Source organism: Maribacter aestuarii, from assembly GCF_027474845.2.
In the GTDB taxonomy this organism is placed as follows: domain Bacteria; phylum Bacteroidota; class Bacteroidia; order Flavobacteriales; family Flavobacteriaceae; genus Maribacter; species Maribacter aestuarii.
Genome location: NZ_CP107031.2, coordinates 882,501 through 905,648, shown reverse-complemented (window position 1 = coordinate 905,648; position 23,148 = coordinate 882,501). Strand labels below are relative to the sequence as shown.

The window sequence follows — 23,148 nt, the reverse complement described above, 5'->3', positions numbered from 1 at the left end:
ATCCCAGATATTTGCTTTTTATCGATTTACATCTTAAAACAAGCAATTTGAAATCATCTATTTTGGGTCTAATATCATGTCGATCCGTTCTTCTGCATCCTGTAGGTGATATTTGCTCATCCTGTCCGAGGTTTGTGCAATAGCATTACCAATATTCCTTTTAAGTATGTTCAATTCCGCGCGTGCCAAGGAGCGAATATCGGACTGACTCGTATTCACTACTGTAGATTTTTGATAACCTCCAAAATCAGGTTTTTTCTTCTGGTTCTCAGCAGTCATTAAATAAGCCAAACGGTCAATATGTGCTTTTTGAAGGTTTCTTCTGTAGGTGTCTATCTTGCGTCCAGAAGGTAATTCAGACCAGATTCCTTTTCTTAAATCGCTCATCATGGTTATCGGCGAATAAGCTTCCGAACCATTTGCCGTCTCATTCTCTATAAGTCTGGCCATTTTGCCCAAACTGAGTATGTTGTTCAATGTGCGTTCCTGCATAAATCGTACTCTTTCCACGAATCCTGAATATTGAATCCTACCGAATATGTCCTGATTTAGCATCCATTCCGGTGTTTGAAACAATTGCTCTTGAAGAAAAGCCATACTGTTGGCTTGACGCTCCTTTGGAACATGGGTATAAACAGCCCCTTCCTGATCGTAGGTCTTATGGTGCTCATAAACCCCTCCAATATTGTTGGAAACATGGCCCATATATCTATTATATTGTGACAAAACCTGACCGTATAGCGTTTCCAAATCGTCATAATTTTTACCATCCTCCTTGGTCCATTCTACTAATTTGGGAATAATTCGCTTTAAGTTGGCAATACCATAAGTGCTGGCTTTGACCGCATCATCGCCTAAATCTTCTGTTTGGGAGCTTGGGTCAACAATATCACCAACCTGCTGATGTCCAAAGCGATATAGCGGATCACCAGCATGCTCCAATATCCATTCATCCAAAATTGCTTTTTCTTCTTCGGCAGTTTTATCCAAAATAGGCTTATAGCCCCATTGTATGGCATATTTGTCGTACACTCCAATATCTGGCATTAGGGCAACACCATCATCGCCTGGTTGCGCAATGTAGTTGAACCTCGCATAATCCATAATAGAGGGGGCCGTGCCGTACTTTTTGGTAAAGCTTGCAGACCTTAATGAATCTACAGGGTAGGCGACACTACTACCCATATTATGGGGAAGTCCCAAAGTATGGCCCACTTCGTGTGAGGATACGAATCGGATCAACCTTCCCATCACTTCATCGTCAAAAGCGACTCCACGAGCATCCGGATTTATGGCAGCAGTTTGTACAAAAAACCAGTTCCGTAATAATGTCATTACGTTGTGGTACCAGTTAATATCGGATTCTAAAATTTCACCACTTCTAGGGTCACTTACATGAGGTCCATTGGCATTGGGAATAGGCGATGCTAAATAACGCACTACGGAATAACGTACGTCTTCCGGTGACCAATCTGGGTCCTCTTCTTTTGTTGGTGGGTCCTTAGCAATAATCGCATTTTTGAAACCTGCGGCCTCGAACGCTACCTGCCAATCTTCTATGCCTTTCTTTATAAAAGGTACCCACTGTTTTGGGGTAGCCCTATCTACGTAATAAACTATTTGCTTATTCGGTTCAACAAGTTCCCCCTTTTTATATTTTTCAATATCCTCATCTTTTACTTCCAGCCTCCAACGGTCCAAGAAGGTTAGGGTCTTGCTTTCTTGGGCATCCAGACCGTAGTCTACCTGACCTCTTGCAAACCATCCTACACGCCGATCAAAATACCGTCTTTTCATAGGCTCTTTTGGTAGAAGCACCATCGAATTATTTATCTCTACAGATATGGAACCTAAACTACCATTACTGGGTGGAGCTCCGGCCAAGTAAGTTTTTACATGCCGCGCTTCAACATTCAATGGATAGCTTCTAATATCCTCTATAAAACTACGGTCATCATCCAAACGGGAAACCTTGTACCTTTTTCTATAACCTTCCGGCATACCAAACGCTTTCGTGTCTTTAGTGAAGATATCATCTACCTCAATAACCGTAGCCGGATTTAATGAATCTTTACTAAAGGCCTTTATATCGAAGGCATAAAGGACCGGTTCAAAATTTGAATTTAATACAGCTTCGTGAACAGGAAGAGAGTCAGCGGCAACCACATCATGGGAAACTACCCTTAGTAGTACTTTTTTATCTTTCTTTTCCCAGCGTAAAACTTGAGTGTTAATTTTTCCACCGCCAAAACCAATTTTTGAGGCCGTTTTTGAGATGCGGCTCACCATTAGCATCTCCCTATTGAAAAGGGAATCGGGAATTTCGTAATAGTGTTTGTCATCGACCACATGCACATCAAACAAACCTGTATCAGTTATAGCTTCCTTCGTAATTACTTTGTCATAAGGCTGTATTTTATCTTTCTTTGGTTTTTCGGCTTCTTTTTCGGTATTCTTTTTTTCTTTTTGAAGATTTGTGCTTCAGTAGGTTGATAGCTTAGAATGAACAATAAAGTCAATAAAGGTAGTAGCAATTTTTTAGTCATTTCCTGTGTTAGTTTGGTAATTTTTCAAAGAACCGAAAAAATAATTTATCCGATTGTTAATGAAATCATAAGCCTAAAATGTAACATTCTTACCTTTTTGAAGTCTATTAAGTAGGGAATATCATTTTTTTACCCCGATATTAATCGGGACTGAATTAGTCAGGTATAACGCCTTTGCGCAATGCAAGGGCGTTGTCTTTTAGAACAATATGGGTAGAATAAAGTGAAATAGCCCTACTAATAGCAATACCGCAAGAACATTCAAAATTATCCCCGCCCTGGCCATTTCGCTTACCCTGATGTACCCACTAGCAAATACGATGGCATTCGGTGGCGTTGCCATGGGCAGCATAAATGCACAACTACTGGCAATGGTTATCGGAATAAGTAGATGTACAATTGGCAGCCCCAACCCAATAGCTATACCTGCCACAACAGGGGCCAGAACGGCTACCAAGGCAACATTGCTCATTAGCTCGGTCATAAAAAGCATTAAAAAAATTAATAGGGTAGCGGTCAATAATATACTGATGTCACTTTCCGCGATGGCTCCTGCCACTAAATCTACGATTCCGGTGACGGACATACCTTTGGCCAAGGCCAGTCCTCCACCAAAAAGGATTAATATTCCCCATGCCAGCTTTTGAGTATCCTTCCATTCCAGAATAAAATCGCCTTTCTTGAGGTTAAAAGGGATGACGAACAACGCGATTGCGGCGAACATGCTGATCATGGTATCCGACAGGCCTAAATTTGGAATAAAAGAATTGATGACCGTTCTAAATATCCAGAGAAAAACGGTAATGCCAAAAACGATCAGAACCATTTTTTCCTTTCGGCTCGTGGGTCCTAGTTTTATTAATTCGGTTACGATAATTTCTTTGGAAGCATTGAACCGTAGCGCTCCGTTCGGGAACATTAGTTTTACCAAAACGAAGTAACATAACGCAATCATTAGTATAGAAAAGGGGAGGCCTATGGTCATCCATTTTAAAAAGGAAATCTCAATATTATATTCGTTTTCCAAGAGTCCGATTAAAACAGAATTTGGAGGTGTACCGATAACGGTGGCTATTCCTCCGGCATTGGCGGAAAATGCAATCCCGAGCATGACGCTTAAGGCAAAATTACGGTCTCTTTTAGTGAATCCGTCCGCATCGTTAATCAATAATTGAATAACGGACATGGCTATGGGTAGCATAACCACCGTGCTTGCCGTATTACTGATCCACATGCTTAGGACAGCGGTTGCAATCATAAAACCCAAAACCACCTTATTTGGGGTAGTCCCCGTTATATTTATGATAGAAAGTGCAATGCGTTTATGGAGGTTGACTTTTTCAAGTGCTAGAGCCATTACAAATCCACCAAAAAAGAGAAACACAATAGGGCTACCATAATTTGCACCTACATCCTCCATGGGCATTATATCCAATAGCGGGAAAAGAAGTAAGGGTAACAAGGCGGTGACGGAAATGGATACGGCTTCAGTAATCCACCAAACTATCATCCAAAGCGCCACGGCGATTACGGCATCCGCTTGTTCGGAAATTAGGTGATTGGGTAAACCGATTAGAATAAAAAATGCGACCGGTCCTAGTAAAAGACCTACTTTCTTGCTTAGGTTCATGTTGCCTTAAATAGGGCTTCTAAGCTATACTAAATTTTTAAGGTATGAAATTAGCCTTTAAATATTATCAGTAAATCATCATTCCTTTTTTCGATTTCAATAACGTTTTTTGATTTTAATGATTTAGTGACTATATCCCACTTTTTATTACTTAGACCTGATTCTTCCTTTATCTCATGTAGATAATACTTATCATCATTATACTTATCGGATTTGAGAATATCAATAATCAATTTTTCTTCCTCAGTAAGCTCAACCGCTTTTTTCTCCGGTCTCATCTGGGGGAAGAACAATACTTCCTGAATGGAAGAATTATTCGTCATTAACATCACCAAACGGTCTATTCCGATACCAATTCCGGATGTTGGGGGCATTCCGTATTCCAAGGCACGTATAAAATCCTGATCAATGAACATGGCCTCATCATCACCTTTTTCGGATAATTTTAATTGCTCTTCAAAACGTACGCGCTGTTCAATGGGATCGTTCAACTCAGAATAGCAGTTAGCAATTTCTTTTCCGTTCACCATTAACTCGAATCTTTCGGTCAGTGCAGGATTGTCACGATGCTCCTTTGTCAAGGGACTCATTTCCTTTGGATAGTCCATTATAAAAGTGGGCTGAATGTAGTGGCGCTCACATTTTTCACCAAAAATTTCATCAATTAATTTACCCACTCCCATGGAATCGTCCACCTCTATACCTAATTTTTTAGCCGTGTCCCTTAACTCATTCTCGTCCATTCCAGAAACATCTATGCCTGTATGGGTTTTGATGGCTTCAAGAATTGGTACCCTTGCATAGGGTGCTTTAAACTCAATTTCATTTTTACCTACGGTAATTTTGGAAGTTCCGTTGCAATCAAGTGCAACCTTTTCCAAAAGCTGCTCCGTAGTATCCATCATCCATTGGTAGTCTTTGTAGGCGACATACAGTTCCATTACCGTGAATTCAGGGTTGTGCGTACGGTCCATTCCCTCGTTGCGGAAATCCTTGGAGAACTCATACACTCCCTCAAATCCGCCAACGATCAATCGTTTTAGGTATAATTCGTTTGCAATTCGTAAATACAAAGGAATATTTAGCGCATTATGATGTGTTAAAAACGGACGTGCCGCCGCACCTCCCGGAATGGGTTGAAGAATAGGGGTTTCAACTTCCAAATATCCTTTTTGATTATAGAACTCGCGAATGCTATTCGTTATTTTGGTACGCTTTATAAAGGTCTCCTTTACCTTAGGGTTTACGACCAAATCTACGTACCGTTGACGATAACGCAACTCAGGGTCATTAAATTCGTCATATACCTTTCCCTCTGCATCTTGCTTGGGCAGGGGTAAAGGCCTTAATGCTTTACTAAGCATTTTAAAGTTTTTGACCATTACGGTTTTTTCCCCTACCTGGGTCGTGAACAGCTCCCCTTCTATTCCAATGATGTCCCCTATATCCAGCAGTTTCTTGTAGACCTCATTATAAAGGGTCTTATCCTCGCCGGGACATATTTCATCCCGATTAAAATACACCTGTATTCTACCCTCACTATCCTGCAATTCGGCAAACGAGGCCTTACCTTGAATACGTCTGGACATTAACCTGCCGGCAATGGTTACCTTCTTACCCTCTGTATAATTAGACTTAATCTTATTGGAACTACTATCAATGGGGTACAAAGCAGCCGGATAAGGGTCAATGCCCATTTCCCTTAGCTTTCTTAATTTTTCTCTCCTGATGATTTCTTGCTCCGATAATTGCATTGTAATTTGTTTAAAGGCGCAAAGATAGGTAAGATGCCCTAATCTTTCAATCGTCGGGTGGTAAAATGGGAAGGAAATCTTTGATGTTTTTTCGGAATCAGAATGAACATTTTAATCATTGATTTAAATCGCTCGGTTTAATCGAAATGCATGGATTTGGCCTTGTGGGCCACATAGGAATCTGTAGTAAGAATGGCAAGAATGTCTTCCTCGAGTTTAGTATTCGGTGTTTCTATTATTCTATTTACTTCTTTTCCATTTTTATAGAATATAAATGTAGGTACTCTCTGTATGTTTAATCCCCATTCCTCACCGGTCGGACTTTTTTTATAGTGTTCCTTTCTCCTGTCCAACGCTACTATTTTAAGGTTCTTGTTAGGAAAATTGGCGATATCCAAGATTTTCAGAAAACGTGGGACCTCCCTTTTACTGTCCCCACACCAAGTCCCCAGAAAAATCAATATTTGATAGTTTTTAAGCTCCTTTTGAAATTTTAAAATGGTAGTTACGTCAGCCGAATAATTTTCAAAATTTGGAGTGAACCAAGTCCCATATGGTTTTTTAGAAATAGCTTTAGTAGATACTCTACCTACCAAAAATTGAGTTCCGTTGACAGAGACCTCTCTATTAAATTCTTGTGATCTTAATACGTGTGATATGCATAATGCGATAAAAAATAAAGTAATTGCTCTCATGGAATATAGTTTAGTTTGAGAGCCGAAATTCTTTAAAATCAGAGCCGATCAAATAATTATTGGGTTGGAAATAGGGACTAGTCCTACGGTGGATTTTGGGAACTATGAATTAAAACCGGTGTTTCAAATCTGACCTAGTACTTACATTAAGTTTTTTGTAAAGGTTATTTATATGTGTTTTTACGGTACTCACACTTATAAAAAGTTCTGCAGCTATCTCTTTGTTGGTCTTGTTTTGAGTGATTAAGGAAACAACTTTCTGTTCCTGTTGGGTAAGTTGTTGTAGCTCGGTATTCTGCTGCTGCCGCTTTAATTTTTTCTGTTTGAAAAGAAGGAATATATTGATGAATAAAGAAAATACAAGAATTAGTGAAAGAATCCATATCCATGAAAAGTGATTTGACTTTTCTTGTGCACTGATTTGTTTGTCCGTCAGGATTTCAGCTTCATAAAGTTGTGTAAATCTTGCCTTAGGATACTTGGCCAGTAGTCTTTCAAAGAGCTCAGTGTAATATGGATTTTCCTGAATATCCCTTAAATAATAGTCATAAATTTCATTTCTACGATCGGACAAAAAGGCATAGATATAAAGTTCAGCCAAAGGTTCGTTTAGACTTCTCCCATACTCCTGGAATTTTTTGAACCATTTTTTTGAGTTAAGATTTTTATTCGCTTCACTTCTAAATTCTGCAAAATCATAAATCATTTCTTCTTTGAGCATATCAATATTCAGGAGCAAGATGGAATTTGGGTTTGTAGAAGAAATATCACAGAAAATCTCATCATTGAACGTGGTCGGAAAGAAAACGGTGTCATTAACATTGGCTATGAAAAATACATTTTTTGCGTTCTTACAATCTCCAAAGAAATGGCTGCTGTCCATAGTTTCCGAGCATTCATCAATATGAATCTTATAAATTCTACTCTCTGAGAGAAGATTATCGCCCTTAAATTCAAAGAAGCCTGTGCTATCAGTTTCCGTCTTGCGAATAATTTGTTCCAAAGAAGTCCTGGACATTTTTCTATAGTCCTCTATTACGGATAGGTAGACCATTTTATTACTCGTGCTGTCCGAAATATGCCCACTGAAGCTATATTGGCACAGCCCCTTTGTAATTCCTAGCAAAAAGATGAGGAAAAGTCCAAAAAATTTCACTTCATTTCTCATTAGGTATAAAAATAGGAGATTTTGTAACATAACGGCTACCTAGGCGACATATAAGTGCATCAATCAAAAATCCAAATCACATGAGTTTTATACGCGTATTACTTGCCATAATTTTTCCGCCACTTTCGGTTATAGGAAAGGGATGCGGATCATTTCTTATTGTACTTCTTTTAACATTTTGTGGCTGGGTGCCTGGAGTAATAGCAGCTCTGGTCATCCTTAATAATCCCAACTGATAATCGTACCTTTGTCGTAATGAACAAGAAGGTTTTTTACAAGGATTTAGGGTTGAGTGATTATAAGGAAACTTGGGATAACCAAGAATTTCTATTTCAAGAAATAATCGATATAAAAATTAAAAACCGAAGAGAAGGAACTAGCTTAGAAACACCTAATCATCTCTTATTTGTAGAACATCCACATGTGTATACCTTGGGTAAAAGTGGGGATATTCAGAATCTTTTGGTAAATGAAGAAGAGCTAGCCAAAAAAGGAGCAAAATTTTATAAAATAAATAGGGGAGGGGATATCACCTATCATGGACCAGGACAAATTGTAGGATATCCCATTCTAGACCTTGATAATTTCTTTACCGATATTCACAAATATCTTCGGCTGTTGGAAGAAATGGTCATCCTTACCTTGTCCGAATATGGATTAAAAGCTGAACGTTCCGAAGGTGAAACGGGGGTCTGGTTAGATGTAGGAAAACCCTTTGCAAGAAAGATATGCGCCATGGGTGTGAGAGCCTCTAGATGGGTGACGATGCATGGTTTTGCGTTGAACATAAATGCAGATTTGGGCTATTTTGATTTGATGATTCCTTGTGGGATAAAAGGTAAGGCGGTTACCTCTTTGAATGTTGAACTGGGCAAAAGCCAGGTAGATGTAGAGGAAGTAAAACAGAAGCTTCTACGAAATTTTGAAAAGCTCTTCGAGGCAGAATTGATAAAACAAAAAGCCACGGTCTAGACCGTGGCTTTTTGTTTTATAACCTTTGTCATTTACTGAACTCCGTGAGTTCCATACTACTCATAAGACTGCCATTTTTCTTGTAGCTTTCTTGTTTCACCATACCAACACCTTCGGCTAACCAAATTTTATTATTCATTTCTTGTGTTGCTCCCATAGTTTTAGAGGTAGTGGTTTCGGTTATGACATAACAATCAAAAGTACCTGCAGGGGTCGTGATGCTCTCTTTTTTTCTACTATACGATTGGTTTGATCCACCGTTATATTCATGTTGATGCCGCTCATATTCATTGCTACGGACACATTCGCATCTTCTAATTTTTTTCCAACGTTGAGGTCGTTCGGCAGTTGAATATCGGTACCGGTAATATCCATTTCAATGCCCATTTCTTGATATTGATTCATCATTTGGGTTGGGAACAATGATTCGAAATCGATGGTAATACCACCATCGGTACAACTGATGTTATAGTCAGTATTAAAGACTTGTTTACCCTTTTTATCCGTAAATTTCATTTCAAAAGTTGCATTTGTAGTACCGCCTTCAGAATTTACGTTCGTAATGGTATAATCCGTCACACCTTCCATCTTTCCTTTTTTGTCGTACATGGTGTATTGAAAGGATGAACCTTCTTGCATTGGATAATACTTACTGCAATTTTGTTGTGCGTTCAAGAATACAATACTAATTGCGAACACTAAAATTGATGTTATAGTTTTCTTCATTATTTATGTAATTATTGTTTGATAAATTCTACTCTTCTGTTTTGTGCTTTTCCCTCTGTTGTGGAATTATCCCCTATAGGTTCTGATTCGCCTTTACCATCGGTTGAAAGTCGGTCAGCATCAACGCCGTAAATTTCAATCAATGTGGCTTTTACAGCCTCAGCCCTGTTCTTGGATAAGGTCAGATTATTTTTCTCTTCTCCATCAGCATCCGTGTGTCCAACTATTTTTAAGTTTATAGATGCATCTTGTTGCAATACTTGAAATATTTGGCGGATAATTCCCATGGATTCTGGTTTTAAATTGTCAGAACCAGAATTAAAAAGTATGGCGTTCGTGGATATTTTCCCTTCTGATAATAGTTTTTTTCTTAAGTCAACACCTCCTTTGGCAACCTTTATATGGGAAATAAATAACTGTTCCGTACCGTCCTTAAAGTTGTTGGCATGGAATTTTAAGGTGGTTAGTTTATTCGCGGGCACTGCCTGTGGAACATCTATATATTTTGCCTCATCTACCCAAAGCCGGAAACGTTCATTATTTACGGCAATTGAGATATGCGCTCCATTTGTGATGGCATTTCGAATGTCCGCCTTAACGGTACTGTAAATTTCTCGTTTGTTGTTTTTTCTGTTTTCGAGGGTAATGCCAACAGGGGTATACTGACAAAAAGGGATACTTGCTTGAACAAAATTGGCCCCTTCCTTAAATTTTTCATCATCACTTAAGTCTACTCTTAAGTGTGATGTTGATGAGGTTTTATCAACTCCAATTCCAATGACATCAAACTCTACAGTGTAGTCTTCTGGAAGTGATTGTAGGTTGGGAATAAAAAGAATATTATATCCTGATTTTAGCTTAAACCACTTTTCCGATTCGTCACCTAGAACGACCACTTCACCACCAGCATTTGTATTCCATTTTGATGGAAAGTCCCCAATAAAATCATTATAAAAATCATCGTAAAAGAGTTGTTCATCACCAGGAACAAAATCAAATTTACTGTAGACGGACAGTGTTTTTGGTCCAGAATCTGTTGAGTTTCCTGTCGTATTTTCTGAAGACGGCGTATTATTTCCAGAACCGGATACGATTGGCGTATCTCCATTTGGTATTGGTGATTTTTTACCGCCTTTGGATCCTGGCTCCAAAATGCTATCAAGTGCTTGATCCGTTTTCTCCGTGGCCTCTTTGTCAACTCTTCTTTCAACGGCCCTTTCTGCGGCTTTTTCTGCTCTTTTTCCTAGTTTCTTAAGAAATTGTGCATTGATATGGCTACTAGAGAAAAGAAAGATTAGTGAGATGAAAAGTATTTTAAAAAAGGGATGCGTAGTTTTCATAATAGTGCGCTTTACGTGAAAAATAATTTTAGAATTATCTCCTAAAAAAACAAGGATAGCTAAAGTGTATCCTTATAAATATAGGTAAATTGAAGATTGTTAAGTGAGAGGATTGTATGGTTTACAACATTTACCTTATGGATACTTTTAAATCTTGTGTCAATGAATTTCGTACACCGTAAAAGAATTGTCTTGGCTTTTTATTACGAGTTCCGGTTTTTTGTTCATATTCATATCCGACATATCGGGTACCGAAGTTCCGTAAACAGGAAAATCTGGGATGGGTTCCGTTTGGCTATCGAAGAGATATGATTTCTGGCTTTGGATATCCGTAACCGAAACATATATTTTGTCATTGAGATAGAAAATTTTTGGTTTAGAATAAACCCCAAGGTCTAACGCTACTTTTTTATCCCGAATGCTCAAAATATTATCATTCATGATGGCCAATGTTTTGGAAGTAGCGTCCATTCCATGGTCACTGTTTAAGTTAAGATTTGTCTTCTGTATAGAACCTTTAGTATCAATTTGATAAAGGAGGCCCTTGCTCGTAGTTAATGTAAATTTGTTCTGGTTAAGCTTTACATCATTTTCGGAAAAGTCGATTTTTTCGGATACTTTAACTCTCACGTTTCCAACTCTGTTTAATATTTTCAAAGTTCCATTGGATAGTTGAAAAACGAGATAATCTTTGTTGCCTATCCTATAGTGCTGCGGCGCGTTCAAAATAATATCCTCGGCATTTGTGTACTTAAAACCAGACACAATGGCGCCTTGATTGTTATACATGAAAACCTTCTTGTTTTGTGTAACTACAAAGCGATAGTCCTTCTTAGCCTCGTAATCGAAAACCGCAAGAGGGTTTAAATTGCCACCTTCATAACTTTTAGTAAAGGGAGTTACTTCCTTGCCGTTGCGATCAATAATTAAAAACTGATTATTGGTTGTAAATGCCAACTGCAATTTTCCGTTCTTATAAATATCTACTTGATGGATTTTTCCTTGGATGGCACCCTCCAATTGTTTTTTCCAGAGCACTTTGCCCTTTGTGGAAATTAGATAGAGTACGTTATCTACATCTTGAACCACAATTTCCTTCCTGTTGGTCCTGTGATTTGTGACGAATTGAGGATTTAAGGCGATATCCGCCTCCAACTGTACGTTATAAAGAGTAGTTACTCCGGTACTTGTGGTTGTTTTGGAATTTTTCTTTACAAAATAACTGGTGTGGTAGAAATTGGTTTCCGCTATTTGCTGAGACCCGAATAGATAATCGGAAAAATCTAGCTGTCCAATTTCCTTGGCTATTTCTTCCAAACCATCATCTTTTAAGTTGTCTAGAAACCCGTCCACATTGGCCAATGAAAAGATGGTAGATTCTTGGGTCGTGAGTTCTTCGGCATTTTTATAAAGTGTCGTTTTTTCAAGTATGTTGCCACTTTTGTATTGTACAATAATATTTTCCAGTGTTTGGGCATCTTCTGAAAAGATGAAGGTATCACCAAGTATGGAACCATACCTGGCAGTGAAATTTGTAATTAAAGGATTTAGACAGTCGTTTAAAAAACTGGTTTGCCCCAACTCCATAATCTCGCCACCTTGAAACTCGAATGAATTGGTTTGAATACTCTTCAGATAGTCTGTAATGTTTGCGGTTCCAAAGGTTTTAAGGAACACTACTGGTTGAGATTCAACTTTTGCCACACCGATTTCTTCTACCGTATTTAAAAGCGAGTACAATGCCACATCGGTATTTAAATAGTCCATTTGATTTTTGGCAAAGGCCTTATAGTCATTAAAGGTGTAGGATTTGTATGAATCCACAGCTTCTGGAGCTAGTTGAGTCGTTATGGTAGAAAGTGGTTTTGTTTTTGAAAATAACCTGAGAAAATTGTTGGCACTGTCCGTCGCAATGGTAATTCCGTCCAAGTATATTCCTTCCTCACCTAGGTCTATGTCCAGTGAAACCCAATCCGCATAATTTGAAACTTTAATCGCCTCATTAGTTTCTAAGAGATTTTTTAACAAAGCATCACTCGCGTTCAAGTTCAACCATAGGTGTCCAAGTCTAGCGGAGTTGGAAACTTCATACAGCTTTTCTAATGTAGGATTCAATTTTTTTTCGTCGGAATCTGAAATAATATTTTCCAAAATCGTTTGAGAAGAACTTAGTAGTTGTTTATTGGAAAAAGTAGTGGTATAAAATTCATCCTCTTCTATTCGATATTTTTGAATCTCAAATTCCTTATAAGTAAGGAGCTCTTTGGTTTTGTTCTGCACACTATCTAGTTTTATCAAGGGTACCGTATCAGAAGATATGTAGGTATAATCGAATTCGTTAGAAACTCCTTGAGAAATGGATAATAATCCTGCGGATTCTCCATTGATGAATTTAAGAGGATTCAATCTGGAAGAAATCCGCTTCATTAAATTCGTTGTTTTTAGTTTAGTAAGGATTTCATTTCCCTCAATTTCTTGACTGAAAGAGTTAAGGTCGTTTATTTTAAGAATAATGGCGGAGTTATCAGGAATGAAAGTTAGAAGCGAAGCGTTCTGTTCTTTTTTTGTACTGCAGCTATTAATTAATAGGAATGCACTCAAAAAAAGTAAAATGGATTTCATGAAATCGGGTTTGCACAAATTTATGATTTTTAAAATTCAAGTGTAAGCTGATCAGGCAGTAGCTTAAAACTTTTTCTATGGTATTTAGTAATACCATATTTTTTAATCGCGGCCCTGTGCTCCGCAGTAGGATAGCCTTTATTCTTTTTCCAATTGTACATGGGATATTCTTTGTGCAACTTCTCCATGTATTCATCCCTGTAGGTTTTCGCTAAAACGGATGCCGCTGCAATACTCATATATTTAGAATCTCCCTTTATGATACATTCGTGTGGTACATCCTTGTAGGGATTGAAACGGTTGCCGTCTACTATTATAAAATTGGGAACTACTTCGAGTTGTTCAATGGCACGATGCATGGCGAGGAAGGATGCATTTAAAATATTGATTTCATCAATTTTGTTAGGATTTACATGCGCTACTGCGAAAGACTTGCTCTCTATTTCTATAACTGGTTTCAGATAAATCCTCTTGTTTTCGGTAAGCAGCTTGGAATCGTTTAGCATATCATTCTTAAAATCTTTGGGAAGTTGGACCGCAGCTGCAGTTACTGGACCTGCAAGGCAGCCTCTACCCGCTTCATCTGTTCCTACTTCATCAAAAAAATGGCGAAAAATACTTAACATTTAGCTTTTTTAAGATTGTTTTAAGATTTTGACACTTCTTTTAATTGTTAAAAAATTAAAAATAAATTAACGAAAAAATGAAATTCTTGTAAATATGATAATAAACAGCTCTTTTTTAACAATAACATCTCTTGGTGTAAGTTAGCCTTTGGATAGTTAAGTAATTTTTAAGACTTTTGGCGCAAGCTAATTCAAAAAACTAATTCTATGAAACAGAAGTTTACATGGATGTTAACACCGTTGTTGGTGTTGTTCATCTCATTTTCCTACGCTCAGGAAAAAACAGTTTCCGGTGTTGTTACCGACCAAAGTGGATTGCCTTTACCGGGCGTATCCGTTGTTGAGGTAGGAACTACAAACGGAACCCAAACCGATTTTGATGGAAATTTTACCATTAATGTTGCAGAGGGACAAGTATTACGATTCAGTTATCTTGGTCAGAAGACCGTAAGCAGAACGGTCGGAGCCTCCAACACATTAAACATTGAAATGGTGGAAGATGCACAGGCTTTGGAAGAGGTTATTGTGACCGGTCAGGGTTCAGGTATTGCTAGAAGAAAGTTATCAACTACAGTGGACGTTTTAGATGCTGAGGATATTGATAAGCTTCCAGCAAATCAAATAGACCAATTATTACAGTCAACTACCCCAAGTGCCCAAATACGTTTGAGCTCAGGACAACCGGGTACAGCGGCTATTATCAGAACAAGGGGTCCAATTTCTGCGGCTTCCTCCGCAACACCTGTGGTTATTATTGATGGTGTTCGGGTTGATAATTTGAACTCCAATCCTGAACTAGGTATTGCTACTGGTGGGGCGAATGTTTCGGCATTGGCTGATATTCCGGTAGAGTCTATTGAGAGAATTGAATATATTAAAGGTGGTGCTGCTACAACTTTATACGGAGCGGATGCTGCAAATGGTATTATTCAAATCATCACCAAAAAAGGTAAGGACGGTACAAGTACGGCGTTCTTTGAAAGTAATGTGGGCGCCATTAAGGCAACAACGGATTTCTTAAGATATGATAGAACGGCAGAGGCAATCTTCAGACCAGGTTGGTCTCAGCAATACAGAGCCGGATTAAGCGGTGGTTCCGAGAAATTTACTTATAATTTTGCTGGTAGTTTATATAAGGACGACAGTTACAATGATATCAATGAGCAGATAAGAAGGAATTTCACCTTTGGCTTAACAGCTAAGGTGACGGATAAATTAAGATATCAAGGTTCGTTCTCTTTTGTAAATTTCGAGTCTAACTTGGATTACAATGCGAATACCAGTTTTTCTAGATTTTCCGGTATAGAAGGTTCTGCGCGAGGTAATACTGAGGAAATTAGTGATGCTGATTGGCAAGATGAGTTGGCTAGGTATGCTCGTATAGGACAACTGGTAGATATAACGAGTACCACAAATCGTATTACCGCCTCTAACAAGTTTATTTATGATATTACTGATAACCTGCAAGCAAATGCTACGATTGGTATAGATAATAGGAATACGGTTCAAGAAGAGCTGTTAAGCAATGCCCTTCAAGTTGAATTAGGGGCTATTGCTCCGGGAACTACGGATCAAGGTGAACTTTCAAGGGTTTTGAGGTCGGCATTTACGTTAACTACCGATTTTAACCTTACCCATAGAGCCAACACGGATAATTTTTCTTTCGTTACAATTTTAGGTGGACAGTTTTTTAGAACTTCAGACAGGCAAAATAGATTAGATGGCTCTGGCGGTGTCGATGGAACACGTTCGCTGAATAACTTCTCTGAACAAATTTTTGAGGATTTTGTTTTGGAAAATGCAAACTATGGTTTGTATTTCTTGGAAAACATTGGTATTTATAATGTGGCTTTCTTGGAATTTGGAGGTAGATTGGATCAGAACACTGCTTCTGGAGCTGACACTGACCCATTGTTGTTGCCTAAAATTGGTTTGACTTATAACTTAAGCGATCATGATTTTTATATAAATTCTGGCATTAGTGATGTGGTTTCAACTATAAAACTAAGAGCAAACTATGGGGAAGCTACAAACTTCGCGCAGCCTTTTTCTCAGGACAGGACATTTGCTCAAAACCCGTTCCTAGGCAATCCGTCATTTACATTTGATAATCAAGGTAATGATGAGTTGGTGTCAGAGCGTGTAAGAACGACAGAATTTGGTCTGGAGCTTGGATTTTTTAGTAATAGATTGTTCTTAAGTGGAACAAGATATATTGGTATTACGGAAGATGCTTTATTTACTCCTCAGGACCCACCGTCTTCAGGACAAGCCAATCAAATTCAGAATATCGGAGAGGTAGAGAACAAGGGATATGAATTTGCCTTAAATGCTACCCCAATACAGACGGAGAAGCATAGTTTGAGTATAAACTTATCCTATAATACGAATGAAAATTTAGTAACCGATGCCGGTGGAGCCCCTGCATTTGTGGTCGGTGGATTTACGGTTCTGGGTTCTGTAGTTGAAGAAGGTCAGAGTTTAGGGTATTTGAGAGGTACCGCAGCTATATTGCAAGATGACGGCACGTATGCTTTTGAGCCAAATACTGCCCTTGGAGATACGTTTGCTCCTAAATTTGGTTCAATGGGATTGAACTATACTTATGGGGATTTTAATTTCTTTGCAACTGCTGATTATCAATTTGGCGGAAAAATCACAGATTTAAGTTTCTTGTTGAGGCACTTACGTGGAACGGATGATACAGGTATACCAGAAGAGCTAATTGGGACGACCTCTCCGTTTAATTATGTAAACTTCTTTGTTTTTGACAATGACTTCTTAAAAGTCAGAAATATAGGGGCTTCTTACAATTTTGGTGATATCGCTAAGCCTTTGTTTAGTAATATTCGTTTAGGAGTTACCGTGACAAACCCTTTCAATTGGACAGCTGGTACATTTGATCCTGAAACCACAGGTTCAGGTATTGCTGCTCAAAATGGTTTTGCAAGTGGTGGTTTTGCCTACGGTACAGAATCGGCACCAAGAACTTACGTAGCTTCATTAAGATTTGAATTTTAATAAAAAATTGTAAAAATGAAAAAACTAATAACATTTATTGTAGCCATTTTTATATTTGGCTGTACAGGTGACTTTGGCGATGTTGTTGACTTTAAAGAGGTTGAGAATCCTAACCTTTCTGAAGCATCTGTCGTAGGTCAACCGAATTCATCATCCATTTGGCTTACAGGTTTGGAAAGACAATTAGCTTTGGTATTTCAAGAAACCTTAACCTTAGCGGAACTAGGATCGGATAATTATGTAAATACGCAGACTTTCTTCAACCAGTTTATGGACGGTCTAGAAATTCAGATTACTGATCCGGATATGAGAGATACCCAAAGGGATATTCAACGATTGCGAGAACTTGCGAAATTCGGAATTGCAGAGGTTGGTCCCGGAGATCCAAATTACGATGCAACTACGGAGGCTGAGTTTAATTACTTTGAAGGTTTAGCCTATTTGTTCTCAGGAATGTATTTCTCGGCGTTGCCGGCGGAACCAGTAGGTGTGCCCGTACCAGCGGATCAACATTATCAGAACGCTATTGCATCGTTTGATGCAGCAATTGCTATAAGTGCAAAGCCTGAGTATCATTTGGCAAAAGCGAGAGCAAACTACTATTTAGGTAATAAGTCAGAAGCCGTGAATGCTGCTAACAATGCGTTGTCTTTAGATAGCTCTTTTGATAGAACCGTAATGTTCGATGAGTCTAACGGTCCTAGTAATACGTTTGAAGATGCCTTGTATGAAAGAGCGACTTTCGATGATCTTCAGCCGCTTCCAACGCTCGACTTTCTTGATCCAAAATATTCATTTTTGGACCCCAACGAAGATGCGCCTGTGCATTATATGAAGGCGGAAGAGGCGTATTTGATTTTAGCTGAGGCTGCATTATCTGATAATGATATTGTTGCGGCTAGAACAAACTTAACTGCGTTATTGGATTTAATTGCGACAAGGGAAGTTCGAAATATTGATGATTCTATTGAGCAGCGATCACAAGTAGATGAGGGTTCTAGACCTGATAATGCTGACATTGTTGTTAATGGTCGACCTGGATTGGTATTAAGCCGTCAAGATGGAAATGTAGATGTGCCTTCTGTTTCTGGCACATCGCTTACAGAAGCTGATATCGCTGCAATGCAGGACAATGATGCGGGATTAACTTTGTTGTACAGGACAAGGCAAGAAGTTTTCATTGCCGAAGGAATCAGACTTACTGATATGGGCGTGAAATTGGTCATAGATGAAAATGAAATCTTGTTGAATGAAAACATTAACGAGGGTGATTTGGGCACAGTAGCTGTCATACCTTCCTTCATTGCAGCGGTGGTGGATGATTTAGATGCTATTAGTTATGATCCAGGCACAAATGTTGCAAGTACTGCGATAGATTTAAATGCTGTTCTTGTAGCTAATAAAAGTTCTGATCAAGTAGTACCTTTTGAATAACCTTTAGTTTTCTTAATAACAGAATCCCCTTCGTAATGTTGGGGATTTTTTATTACCTAAACTTTCACATTTGGTTAGGAACAAAAAAATTAACTTTGCCACAGAAATTCACTGAATGAGATATCTTTTTCCCCTTCTCTTTGTTCTTATAGGTATAAATGCTTTAGCGCAAGAAGGAAGTGCTAGACAAAGGGCGAAAGACTCCCTTAGGCTCGTCCGGGAATCGCAAGGTATTTTTAGGGATAATAAGGCAAATCTAAATCCTTCCACTCTGCAAAAATCGAGTTCGAATATTAAGCAGGATTCACTTCAAGAATTAACTATAGAAAATTATAAAATCATCTCATTTGCCCGAGATACTACATTCTTGGATACCACCCTCACCATACAAAAAGAATATAAGTACAATTATTTAAGAAGGGATGACTTTGAATTGATGTCTTTTTCCAATATTGGACAGACGTATAATAAGTTGGGTGTAGATTTTGAAAGGTCCACTATGTATCCAGTATTAGGGGCAAGGGCAAAGCATTATAATTATTTGGAGATTGAGGATATTGACTATTATAATGTACCAACTCCAATGACAGATTTATTTTTCAAGACCACATTGGAACAGGGGCAGTTGTTGGATGCCCTGTTGACGTTTAATACATCTCGAAGACTAAATTTTTCTATTGCTTATAAAGGACATAGATCCTTAGGCAAATATCAATTTGATCAAATACAATCCGGTAATTTTAGAACAACAACTAATTACCTTACCAAGAATGGAAGGTATTCTCTTAGAGCTCATATAGCGGCACAGAACATTCTTTCAGAAGAAAACGGGGGTTTGGCCCAGAAGGAGCTTCAATTTGAATCTGGGGACCCGGATTTCATAAATAGACCTAGGGTAGATGTGCTTTTGAATGATGCTGACAATAAAATCTTGGGAAAACGATATTATTTGGACCATCAATACAAATTGATAAGAAAACGGACGGATTCTACTTTCGTGGAGAGAACCTCATTATCCATTGGGCATGTGTTCAATTACGAGACCAAATACTATCAGTTTTTACAAAATGCAGGTAACGACTACTTCGGAGAGGCTATTCTTTCTCCCATAAACGATAAAGCCAATCTTAAAACCTTTTACAATCAATTAAACGCGGAATTTTACAACAAGACCTTGGGTAGGATTAAAGGGAGTATCAATCTATATAATTATGACTATTTTTTTAATAGCTTGTTTATTACAGAGGCAGGTGAAGTTATTTCAAATAGATTGAATGGAGCTGAGGTCGCTTTAGGTGGTGATTATGATAAGAAAATTGGTGCCTTTGAAGTGAAGGGCTCCTTAAAGTATAATTTATCAGGGGACCTTACAGGAAATATTTTGGATGCTTCAGCAGCATATACTTTAAATGATAAACATGAATTGAAGTTTGGAATACATTCTTCTTCCAGAATGCCCAATTTTAATTTTTTACTCTACCAAAGCGAGTACCTTAATTATAATTGGCAGAATACCGCAGTTTTTGAGAAAGAAAGGGTTAATAGTTTTCAGTTTTCTTTTGATTCAGATTTGTGGGGTAGTCTTCTAGCCAAATATACCGCGTTGGATAACTATGCGTATTTCGCCAACGATTCTTCAATTATGGTTGAGGAGGGGATGGAGAACGCCAACATTAAACCGTTTCAGGAAACCTCCAGTGTATCGCATATTAAGTTGAAGTATGCTAAAGAGTTCAGGTGGCGAAAATTTGCATTGAACAATACCGTAATGTATCAGACGGTTTCTCAAGATGAGAACGTGCTCAATGTCCCTCAATTGGTCACAAGGAATACACTCTATTTTTCTTCCGATGTTTTCAAGAAAGCGATGTTCATTCAAACGGGAATTACTTTTAAGTATTTTTCCAGTTATACTATGGATGCCTATAATCCTTTGTTAGGTGAGTTTTATATTCAAAATTCCGAAGAGCTTGGAGGTTATCCACTTTTGGATTTTTTCATTAACGCCAAGATTCAACAGACTAGGATTTATTTAAAGGCCGAACATTTCAACTCTTCTTTTAGCGGTTATGACTTTTATGCAGCTCCTAACTATCCTTACCGTGATTTTGTTATCCGATTTGGGTTGGTCTGGAATTTCTTTTCATAGATTTTTTTGATAAGATATTATTGTTGTTTTCAAGCAATTGGAGATCCTGCTCGTTTTAGTGTCTCCTAATAGCTCATTGGTTAACAATGGATTATGGCTTTAATTACCTTTTTTAATTTTTTTATTTTACTTAAAAAACTATAAATCAATTAGTTAATGCTTTTATTTAAATAAATCTTATTTTTTTTGAAATAAGTATTGTGAAATCAAAAAGGGTGCGTATATTTGCACCCGCTTTGGGAGATACTTGGGGCGATGTCCGGGGAGTTTTTCCCGGGTTTATGGAGTTCATTGACATATTGTGGAGAACAAAGCCATCGTCGGAAGGGGTCTTCGGGTCCTATTCGATGGTGGCGGTAGAGAATATACAATTTAAGATATCAAGAATTAGATCGATCAGATCGGGGCCGGGGACGGAAATTTCGGAGACGTTGGGACGAATACAAATGAAACAACGATGAAGAGTTTGATCCTGGCTCAGGATGAACGCTAGCGGCAGGCCTAACACATGCAAGTCGAGGGGCAGCGGGAAGTGCTTGCACTTTGCCGGCGACCGGCGCACGGGTGCGCACCGCGTATGGAACCTACCTTCTACAGGGGAATAGCCCAGGGAAACTTGGATTAATGCCCCGTGGTACCGGCTAACAGCATTGTTTACCGGTTAAAGGCTTCGGCCGGTAGAAGATGGCCATGCGTCCCATTAGCTCGATGGTAAGGTAACGGCTTACCATGGCTACGATGGGTAGGGGCCCTGAGAGGGGGATCCCCCACACTGGTACTGAGACACGGACCAGACTCCTACGGGAGGCAGCAGTGAGGAATATTGGACAATGGAGGAGACTCTGATCCAGCCATGCCGCGTGCAGGAAGAATGCCCTATGGGTAGTAAACTGCTTTTATACGGGAAGAAAAAGGGCCACGTGTGGCCTGTTGACGGTACCGTAAGAATAAGGACCGGCTAACTCCGTGCCAGCAGCCGCGGTAATACGGAGGGTCCGAGCGTTATCCGGAATTATTGGGTTTAAAGGGTCCGTAGGCGGGCGATTAAGTCAGTGGTGAAAGTCTGCAGCTCAACTGTAGAATTGCCTTTGATACTGATCGTCTTGAGTCATGGTGAAGTTGGCGGAATATGTAGTGTAGCGGTGAAATGCATAGATATTACATAGAACACCGATTGCGAAGGCAGCTGACTAACCATGTACTGACGCTGATGGACGAAAGCGTGGGGAGCGAACAGGATTAGATACCCTGGTAGTCCACGCCGTAAACGATGGATACTAGCTGTCCGGGTCCTTGAGACCTGGGCGGCCAAGCGAAAGTGATAAGTATCCCACCTGGGGAGTACGTTCGCAAGAATGAAACTCAAAGGAATTGACGGGGGCCCGCACAAGCGGTGGAGCATGTGGTTTAATTCGATGATACGCGAGGAACCTTACCAGGGCTTAAATGCATTTTGACAGGGGTAGAGATACCTTTTCCTTCGGGCAATTTGCAAGGTGCTGCATGGTTGTCGTCAGCTCGTGCCGTGAGGTGTCAGGTTAAGTCCTATAACGAGCGCAACCCCTACCGTTAGTTGCCAGCATGTCATGATGGGGACTCTAACGGGACTGCCGGTGCAAACCGTGAGGAAGGTGGGGATGACGTCAAATCATCACGGCCCTTACGTCCTGGGCCACACACGTGCTACAATGGCCGGTACAGAGAGCAGCCACGTCGCAAGGCGGAGCGAATCTACAAAACCGGTCACAGTTCGGATCGGGGTCTGCAACTCGACCCCGTGAAGCTGGAATCGCTAGTAATCGGATATCAGCCATGATCCGGTGAATACGTTCCCGGGCCTTGTACACACCGCCCGTCAAGCCATGGAAGCCGGGAGTGCCTGAAGTCCGTCACCGTAAGGAGCGGCCTAGGGCAAGATCGGTAACTAGGGCTAAGTCGTAACAAGGTAGCCGTACCGGAAGGTGCGGCTGGAACACCTCCTTTCTAGAGATTGTCCTTTTAAGGACGGTCCCCGACGGTTTTCGGAAACAAGTTTCCGGTCCCGGTCTTTCGGTCTATTTTTTTCATGATATCGTTCCCTCTACGTAGCCTCCACAATCATAATATACAAGTAATTGCCCTTTTGGTACATTGCCAAGAGTGGTAGGGACAGTCCCATAGCTCAGCTGGTTAGAGCGCTACACTGATAATGTAGAGGTCGGCAGTTCGAGTCTGCCTGGGACTACAGGCCCCCTTTTTTTGGAAGGGGAACGTTCATTGAGATTGAAATATTGAAGGAAATTCTTGAAGTTGGGTAACCCCAGTTGGCGCATAGTCATCAATTAACCGATAACTGTTAACTGATAACCGACAACTGAATTACGGGGGATTAGCTCAGCTGGCTAGAGCGCCTGCCTTGCACGCAGGAGGTCATCGGTTCGACTCCGATATTCTCCACTAGGCGATGCCTAGGGATAATTTATATT

The 23,148-nt window shown here is 39.5% G+C and carries 13 protein-coding genes, 2 tRNA genes, 1 rRNA gene and 1 pseudogene; 8 read left to right on the top strand and 9 right to left on the bottom strand.

Annotated elements, in window-relative coordinates; genetic code table 11:
- Window positions 1-57: 57 nt before the first annotated feature.
- The 5 genes from N8A89_RS03965 to N8A89_RS03945 all read right to left on the bottom strand — a co-directional run bounded on the left by N8A89_RS03965 (window position 58) and on the right by N8A89_RS03945 (window position 7,793).
- Window positions 58-2,355 (bottom strand): zinc-dependent metalloprotease, encoded by a 2,298-nt coding sequence (locus N8A89_RS03965; RefSeq protein WP_281543335.1) that lies wholly within the window; start codon window positions 2,353-2,355, stop codon window positions 58-60.
- A gap of 390 nt (window positions 2,356-2,745) precedes the next feature.
- The gene (locus tag N8A89_RS03960) at window positions 2,746-4,176 is read right to left on the bottom strand and encodes an SLC13 family permease (RefSeq protein ID WP_281541080.1); all 1,431 of its coding nucleotides are present in this window, start codon (window positions 4,174-4,176) and stop codon (window positions 2,746-2,748) included.
- Between the two features lie 50 nt (window positions 4,177-4,226).
- On the bottom strand, window positions 4,227-5,930 hold the full coding sequence (gene lysS / locus N8A89_RS03955; protein WP_281541079.1) for a lysine--tRNA ligase: 1,704 nt from the start codon (window positions 5,928-5,930) through the stop codon (window positions 4,227-4,229).
- 137 nt (window positions 5,931-6,067) lie between these two features.
- A complete protein-coding gene (locus tag N8A89_RS03950; RefSeq protein ID WP_281541078.1) occupies window positions 6,068-6,625 on the bottom strand; it encodes a thioredoxin family protein in 558 nt (185 codons plus the stop codon).
- Window positions 6,626-6,734: 109 nt separating this feature from the next.
- A complete protein-coding gene (locus N8A89_RS03945; RefSeq protein ID WP_281541077.1) occupies window positions 6,735-7,793 on the bottom strand; it encodes a response regulator transcription factor in 1,059 nt (352 codons plus the stop codon).
- Between the two features lie 80 nt (window positions 7,794-7,873).
- Between N8A89_RS03945 and N8A89_RS03940 the strand changes: the two genes are divergently transcribed.
- Entirely contained in the window at window positions 7,874-8,029 is a 156-nt protein-coding gene (locus N8A89_RS03940; protein WP_188315664.1) for a YqaE/Pmp3 family membrane protein, read from the top strand.
- A 19-nt stretch (window positions 8,030-8,048) separates the two neighbouring features.
- Entirely contained in the window at window positions 8,049-8,765 is a 717-nt protein-coding gene (lipB, locus tag N8A89_RS03935) for a lipoyl(octanoyl) transferase LipB (protein WP_289644961.1), read from the top strand.
- A gap of 28 nt (window positions 8,766-8,793) precedes the next feature.
- Here lipB and N8A89_RS03925 read toward each other — a convergent pair.
- The 4 genes and pseudogenes from N8A89_RS03925 to rnhB form a co-directional block, all read right to left on the bottom strand.
- Window positions 8,794-9,491 (bottom strand): annotated as a pseudogene (locus N8A89_RS03925) (TapB family protein).
- Window positions 9,492-9,502: 11 nt separating this feature from the next.
- Window positions 9,503-10,831, bottom strand: a complete 1,329-nt coding sequence (locus N8A89_RS03920) for an OmpA family protein (RefSeq protein WP_281541074.1) — start codon at window positions 10,829-10,831, stop codon at window positions 9,503-9,505.
- Window positions 10,832-10,990: 159 nt separating this feature from the next.
- Window positions 10,991-13,453, bottom strand: a complete 2,463-nt coding sequence (locus N8A89_RS03915) for a ribonuclease HII (protein ID WP_281541073.1) — start codon at window positions 13,451-13,453, stop codon at window positions 10,991-10,993.
- 29 nt (window positions 13,454-13,482) lie between these two features.
- Complete coding sequence (gene rnhB / locus N8A89_RS03910) at window positions 13,483-14,079, bottom strand: ribonuclease HII (RefSeq protein ID WP_281541072.1); 597 nt, start codon at window positions 14,077-14,079, stop codon at window positions 13,483-13,485.
- Between the two features lie 207 nt (window positions 14,080-14,286).
- On the opposite strand from rnhB, the gene N8A89_RS03905 reads away from it, so the two are divergent.
- The 6 genes from N8A89_RS03905 (at window position 14,287) to N8A89_RS03880 (ending at window position 23,119) form a co-directional block, all read left to right on the top strand.
- The gene (locus tag N8A89_RS03905; protein ID WP_289644959.1) at window positions 14,287-17,100 is read left to right on the top strand and encodes a TonB-dependent receptor domain-containing protein; all 2,814 of its coding nucleotides are present in this window, start codon (window positions 14,287-14,289) and stop codon (window positions 17,098-17,100) included.
- A gap of 15 nt (window positions 17,101-17,115) precedes the next feature.
- Window positions 17,116-18,534 carry a hypothetical protein gene (locus N8A89_RS03900; protein WP_281541070.1) on the top strand — a complete coding sequence of 473 codons (1,419 nt, stop codon included), beginning with the start codon at window positions 17,116-17,118 and terminating at the stop codon, window positions 18,532-18,534.
- Window positions 18,535-18,649: 115 nt separating this feature from the next.
- Entirely contained in the window at window positions 18,650-20,683 is a 2,034-nt protein-coding gene (locus N8A89_RS03895) for a putative porin (protein WP_281541069.1), read from the top strand.
- 454 nt (window positions 20,684-21,137) lie between these two features.
- Window positions 21,138-22,666 (top strand): 16S ribosomal RNA (locus N8A89_RS03890).
- Between the two features lie 167 nt (window positions 22,667-22,833).
- A tRNA-Ile gene (locus N8A89_RS03885) sits at window positions 22,834-22,907 on the top strand.
- 138 nt (window positions 22,908-23,045) lie between these two features.
- A tRNA-Ala gene (locus tag N8A89_RS03880) sits at window positions 23,046-23,119 on the top strand.
- Window positions 23,120-23,148: the final 29 nt, after the last annotated feature.